5 protein-coding genes and 8 tRNA genes are annotated in these 6,000 nt (G+C 42.9%); all 13 read left to right on the top strand.

Features of this window, described 5'->3' with window-relative positions:
* Positions 1-33 precede the first annotated feature (33 nt).
* Positions 34-109 (top strand) — tRNA-Asn (locus tag AC58U0_RS20620).
* A 27-nt stretch (positions 110-136) separates the two neighbouring features.
* Positions 137-228, top strand: a tRNA-Ser gene (locus AC58U0_RS20615).
* 36 nt (positions 229-264) lie between these two features.
* Positions 265-339 (top strand) — tRNA-Glu (locus tag AC58U0_RS20610).
* Positions 340-362: 23 nt separating this feature from the next.
* Positions 363-438: transfer RNA gene (locus AC58U0_RS20605), tRNA-Val, on the top strand.
* Between the two features lie 36 nt (positions 439-474).
* Positions 475-551: transfer RNA gene (locus AC58U0_RS20600), tRNA-Met, on the top strand.
* A 31-nt stretch (positions 552-582) separates the two neighbouring features.
* A tRNA-Asp gene (locus AC58U0_RS20595) sits at positions 583-659 on the top strand.
* A gap of 19 nt (positions 660-678) precedes the next feature.
* Positions 679-751, top strand: a tRNA-Lys gene (locus AC58U0_RS20590).
* A 45-nt stretch (positions 752-796) separates the two neighbouring features.
* Positions 797-881: transfer RNA gene (locus AC58U0_RS20585), tRNA-Leu, on the top strand.
* A gap of 175 nt (positions 882-1,056) precedes the next feature.
* A complete protein-coding gene (locus AC58U0_RS20580; protein ID WP_497380859.1) occupies positions 1,057-2,121 on the top strand; it encodes a LacI family DNA-binding transcriptional regulator in 1,065 nt (354 codons plus the stop codon).
* 287 nt (positions 2,122-2,408) lie between these two features.
* Positions 2,409-3,326, top strand: a complete 918-nt coding sequence (locus tag AC58U0_RS20575; RefSeq protein ID WP_497380858.1) for a carbohydrate ABC transporter permease — start codon at positions 2,409-2,411, stop codon at positions 3,324-3,326.
* A complete protein-coding gene (locus tag AC58U0_RS20570) occupies positions 3,323-4,156 on the top strand; it encodes a carbohydrate ABC transporter permease (protein WP_497380857.1) in 834 nt (277 codons plus the stop codon). Before AC58U0_RS20575 ends, AC58U0_RS20570 begins: the two co-directional genes overlap by 4 nt.
* A 63-nt stretch (positions 4,157-4,219) precedes the next feature.
* Positions 4,220-5,563, top strand: coding sequence for an ABC transporter substrate-binding protein (locus tag AC58U0_RS20565; protein ID WP_497380856.1), 1,344 nt, complete (start codon positions 4,220-4,222; stop codon positions 5,561-5,563).
* A gap of 75 nt (positions 5,564-5,638) precedes the next feature.
* Complete coding sequence (locus tag AC58U0_RS20560) at positions 5,639-5,953, top strand: hypothetical protein (protein WP_497380855.1); 315 nt, start codon at positions 5,639-5,641, stop codon at positions 5,951-5,953.
* Positions 5,954-6,000: the final 47 nt, after the last annotated feature.

The following is a 6,000-nucleotide window of genomic DNA, read 5'->3' as shown; positions in this document are numbered from 1 at the left end:
GTTCTGGGAGAGTAGAACGTTGCCAAGCAGTTTTCCCTGATAGCTCAGTTGGTAGAGCACTCGACTGTTAATCGAGTTGTCACAGGTTCGAGTCCTGTTCGGGGAGCCATTTTTTATAACATACCAGGCTTTTCATGGAGAGGTGTCCGAGCTGGCCGAAGGAGCACGATTGGAAATCGTGTAGGCGTCACAAGCGTCTCGAGGGTTCGAATCCCTCTCTCTCCGCCACCAGTAAACTTATACATAAGAAAAGCCTGTTTACGAGGCCCGTTGGTCAAGTGGTTAAGACACCTCCCTTTCACGGAGGTAACAGGGGTTCGAGTCCCCTACGGGTCACCACCTAATTTCTAGTTATATCCCATGGAGGCTTAGCTCAGCTGGGAGAGCATCTGCCTTACAAGCAGAGGGTCGGCGGTTCGATCCCGTCAGCCTCCACCATATTTTATACTTAATTAAATATCATGCTAGTAATGTCGCGGGGTGGAGCAGCCCGGTAGCTCGTCGGGCTCATAACCCGAAGGCCGCAGGTTCAAATCCTGCCCCCGCAACCAAACTCTTTCTGAGAGTTGTTTTACATAGTGTGGAGCTGTGGTGTAGTGGCCCAACATGCCTGCCTGTCACGCAGGAGACCGCGGGTTCGAATCCCGTCAGCTCCGCCATTTTTTTATTTCTGGACATGAGTCATTAGCTCAGTTGGTAGAGCACCTGACTTTTAATCAGGGTGTCGTAGGTTCGAATCCTACATGACTCAGTAGTATAGGGTACTTTAGACGTAGTCTAAAGTACCTTTGATTTCGCGGTCATGGCGGAATTGGCAGACGCGCACGGTTCAGGTCCGTGTGGGCTAACCCCCCGTGGAGGTTCGAGTCCTCTTGACCGCATTATTGGTAAAGAAGAGTAGGTAGCTAATAAGCACCTACTCTTCTTTTTATTTCTCCATCTACAAGTGGTAACACTTCTTGTATACTTATATATGCTAATTTGTTATTATTATGAGAGTATTGTTTGGTTTACAAAATCAACACGAGTGTCGGATACTGATTTGGAGTGATAGCTTTGACAAAAAAGAATAAAATTACCATGCAGGAGATCGCGGATCGAGTTGGTGTATCTAAATATGCAGTATCGAAAGCATTGTCTGGGAAATCTGGCATAAGTGCAGTAACGAGAGAAAAAATTTTTGAAATCGCTTCCCAATTAGGATATTTGAACCAGAAAACGATTAAAAAAATTCAGAGTCAGTCCACTTCGGAGCAAAGTGATAAAATCGTTTGTATTCTGATTCCGAACATTCGCAGCCAGAATAAAGAGTCCGGCTATTGGGGGAAAGTGCTAGACGGAATCTCCAAAACACTTGAATCTGAAGGAATAGGCTCGATTATTGTCTCAGATGATTCTCCTAGAAACTTTAATCTAGTCATGAAACCGGAGGGGCTGTTGGGGGTTATTGGTGTTGGGCTTGTATCAACTCCCATGCTGATGGAGCTAAGAAGTAAGTCAATCCCCTTTGTAATGGTTGATCATGAAGATGAGATGATTGAATCGGACACTATTTTCATGAATAATGTGGATACTATGCGCAAGCTTACTAATTTTTTGATTGGCAAGGGTCACACTCGTATTCAGTTTATCGGCAATCTGCGTTATTCGCGAAGTTTTTTTGACCGTTGGACAGGGTTCAGGTCGATCATGGAGGAGAATGAGCTTCCTTATTTGCATAGAAATCATGCATTGTTAAATGTAATTCCTTCTCTGAGAGAAGAGAATAAGAATCTTTTGCTGACAGGCTTGCAGTCTATCCCAACAAACGAATTCCCTACTGCATTCGTAAGCGCAAATGATCAAATTGCTATGCTTGTCCATAATGCCTTAAGGGAAATGAATCTTCGTGTGCCAGAAGACTGTTCTTTAACCGGTTTTGATAACAATATCGATATTGTTAAGGACTTTCCAACGCTTACGACGATTAATGCAGAGAAGGATGCACTGGGCATTAAAGCTGTAGATTTGTTGTTATGGAGATTAAAGAACCGGCATATGCCCTATGAAAAAGTATTGCTGCAAAGTGACTTAATTATTAGAGAAAGTATCCGTGCTCTCACAGAAAGTAACACTTTATAATAGTTTAAATGGTTCTATTTAAAAAATTCTCGGTTCAAGTTTACTTGTAAACTTGAACCGAGAATTTTTTTGTGTTAATTGTCGATATATTCAAGAAATTAACGATTTTATTGGTAAACATGAAGTTAATGTTATGAAAGTTAGCGGTTAAAATAAACATGAAATTAGTTTATTTAACATAACAATAATAATGTATTAGGTTGACGAAATGAAGAATTAGGGTTACAATCGAATTACATTAAGCAACTTTGACCCATTTTATTTTAAGCTGAGAGAAGGTAACAACTATGAGTATAAGAAAGCGTAGGTTTCGGAATAAAGATGAGCACAATACTGCCGGATATCTATTCATTTCTCCTTGGTTAATTGGCTTTCTTTTGTTGACGCTATGGCCGATTATTCAATCATTTTATTTATCTTTCACCGATTATTCATTGCTTGATGCACCGTCATGGATTGGCTCGAAAAACTATTCGGAGATTTTTACAAAGGATCGATTATTCTTGAAATCGCTTTCTGTAACTTTTTCGTTTGTTCTCGTTTCCGTCCCTATCAAATTGTTTTTTTCCCTTATGGTGGCGATGTTGCTAAATCGGAGTCTCCGTGGGATGAATGTATATCGGACAGCTATTTATTTTCCATCATTAATTGGGGGAAGTATTGCGGTATCTGCGCTTTGGCGAAACATGTTCGGGTTGGATGGATATATCAATCATATTCTGGGATGGTTTCACATTACCGGAGTAGGATGGATATCGAATCCTGATACAGCACTTAGCACACTTATCTTACTGAATGCCTGGCAGTTTGGATCAACCATGGTTATCTTCTTAGCGGGACTGAAACAAATTCCTAAAGACTTGTATGAATCCGCTTCTGTAGATGGTGCTGGAATCGTTCGTAAATTTTTCACCATTACGTTACCTATGCTTTCACCTGTGATGTTTTTCAATTTAGTGTTAGGTATTATTGGCTCCTTCCAAATGTTTACTTCTGCCTTCGTCATTACGGGAGGTGGCCCTGCAAACGCTACATACATGTATGTCATGTTTTTGTATGAAAAGGCTTTCAAACAATTTCAAATGGGTTATGCGTCCGCACTCGCATGGATTTTGTTGCTTATTATAGCGATATTTACGGCAATTAATTTTGCTGTATCCAAATACTGGGTCTATTACGAATCCGATGGGAGAGGATCTAAATGATAATACGGCGATATTCTTCATTAAAATCACATTTCATTCTGCTGCCGTTTTCTCTGATCATGCTCTACCCGGTTTTTTGGTGGATAGGTGCTTCTTTGAAAAGTATGGCGGAATTAGGTTCACCGACGATTTGGCCACAGGTGCTGATGTGGGAAAATTACACCAAAGGCTGGACGTATTCTTCCGAGTACACGTTCACAACTTTTTTTGCCAATACACTTCTAATGGAATTCTGGAACGTATTAGGAGGTGTAATCACGGCGGCCCTAGTGGGGTACGGATTTGGGAGATTGCAGTTTAAACTGAGAGGTTTTTGGTTCTCCGTGCTGCTGCTTACCATGATGCTGCCTGCTCAGGTGACTGTTGTACCTCAGTACATTATGTACAACAAGCTAGGCCTTGTGAACAGTTACATCCCGCTTATATTACCTCATTTCTTTGGAGGGGGCGCATTCTTCATCTTCCTGGTCGTTCAATTTATTCGGGGCATTCCCAGAGATCTGGACGAGGCCGCACAAATGGACGGTGCCTCTGTGTACAAAATATTTCTCTTCGTCATTGCACCTTTAATAAAACCGGCGCTTGTCACTGTAGGTATCTTTACATTTCTTTGGAGCTGGGACGATTTCTTCTCCCAGCTGCTGTATCTAAGCTCCATTGAGAAATTTACAGTCGGTCTGGCATTAAGGATGTTTATTGACCAATTTGAAATCCAGTGGGGTCAATTGTTGGCCATGTCGCTTCTCTCGGTCTCTCCTTCTGCCATCGTGTTTTTCTTGGCCCAAAAGCATTTCGTGGAGGGCATCGCAACAACAGGGATCAAAGGTTGATATCAAAAGCTGTATCTCATGTTGGCAACACATCATTTCACATATAAAAGGGAGTGTTTATTCATGAAACAACGACAAGCATGGCTCAAAGGTCTATCTCTAACAATGATTGCCGCAACTGTTGGTCTTACAGGATGCAGCAGCGGCAGTAAGCCGGCTCAATCATCGACGCAGCCGCAAACAACGGCGAAAACAGCTACGGCTGCGCCTGCTTCTGACAAGGCTGTTAAGCTGAAAATCATGTGGTGGGGAACACAGGCACGACATGACGCCACTTTAAAAGCGCTTGAATTATACACTAATCAAGTGCCCAAAGTGACCTTTGCCCCAGAGTATACGGCATGGGATGGATTTTGGGAGAAGCTGCCAACGTTAGCAGCATCCAATTCGATTCCTGATGTGCTGCAGATGGATGCAGCTTATATTCAGAGCTATGTGAAGCGAGGTCAGCTCGCAGACTTATCGGATCTCGATTTGAAAGATATTGTTGATCCGAAAATTTTGGAAAATGTTAAAATAAACGGCAAACTTTACGGCGTACCCCTCAGTTTGAACGGTCAGGGGATGGTGTACAACAAGCCTGAGCTTGAGGCGGCAGGGATTAAACTGCCATTCAATAATTGGTCTTATGATGATTTCTTTGCCTTTGCGAAGGAAGCACGCACGAAATTGCCTAAAGACAAATATCCGATCGATGATTTAACAAATATTTGGGATTGGTACCAAGCATATCAAACGGCTCAAGGAAAAGGACCTATTTTCCAAGACGGCACGAAGTTCAACCTGGATAAGGACACGTGGTTCCAATTCCAAAACATTTATGCTGGGTTCCGTAAAGACGGCATCGTACCTTCAGCTGATTTACAGATGTCTTTCAAAGAGAACGATCCAAAGCTCGACTCTATGGCTTCAGGCAAAGTGATGCTCAGAGGAGCATCCGTTGGGTCTGCAACAGCTATCCAGGCACTTGTTCCAGGCGGCAAATTGGTAGTGAACAGCAACCCGATAGGTACCAAAGGGGGAGGTTGGGCGCAGTCGACCATTTTCCTCAGTGTAGGTGCGAACTCAGCTAATAAAGAGCAAGCGAAACAGTTCATCAAGTGGTTTATTTCCAATCAAGAGGCTGGTAAAACTCTGGGTACAACGAGAGGAATTCCGATCAATGAAGGTATTTTCAAGACTCTTGAATCTACATTGTCTAAAGGTGATCTATTCGGTAAAGATTTATTGAACGCAGCCAAGGACAAGGCGCTGCCTTTCTATCCTGCTCCTCCAGGCAGTGAAGATTTCGTGAAAACGTATAAATCGGAAATGGAAGCCGTTATGTTCGGCAAACAGACGCTGGAGCAAGCATTCAAAACAATTACAGACAAAGGAAAAGATGCGGAAGCCAAGTTGAATAAATAAAACAGCACTCTATTCATCCTATACATTTCTATTGGGCCACTTCCGTTCTCCTTTGAGAATTGAAGTGGCTCAATATTGGGGAGTGACGTTGTACTCGGAACTCCGTCCGGGGTCATCTTTATCCCTCCGCATTTGGCGGAAACGACGATCGAGCTTGCAGAAAAATCGCAAGTGCGCGACGTCTTCGGCATTATAAGGCTGAATGAAGGGATATATACAACAGCTCAAATCGACGGGATGTGGACAACGGCTCTCTGGCAGGATTTTAGGGATTGGTTTGACACCTCTGATGAAGCGGCCGAATACCGGCATCTGAATTGGGAATATGAGCTAGAAGAAGCGAGACTGAAAGAAAGTAAGGGAACGAACACTAGCGATGTTCGATTATAGACGATAATAGCGGGTTATTCGATAACACCGCTTATGATGGAGGACAG

The sequence above is a fragment of the Paenibacillus sp. J31P190 genome, assembly GCF_059692075.1.
This window is presented reverse-complemented; position numbering and strand designations above follow the sequence as displayed.

Bases quoted from the DNA above. Each gene is read 5' to 3' on its own strand.
- AC58U0_RS20575 (WP_497380858.1), top strand. From the start codon at position 2,409: ATGAGTATAAGAAAGCGTAGGTTTCGGAATAAAGATGAGCACAATACT.
- AC58U0_RS20570 (WP_497380857.1), top strand. From the start codon at position 3,323: ATGATAATACGGCGATATTCTTCATTAAAATCACATTTCATTCTGCTG.
- AC58U0_RS20565 (WP_497380856.1), top strand. From the start codon at position 4,220: ATGAAACAACGACAAGCATGGCTCAAAGGTCTATCTCTAACAATGATT.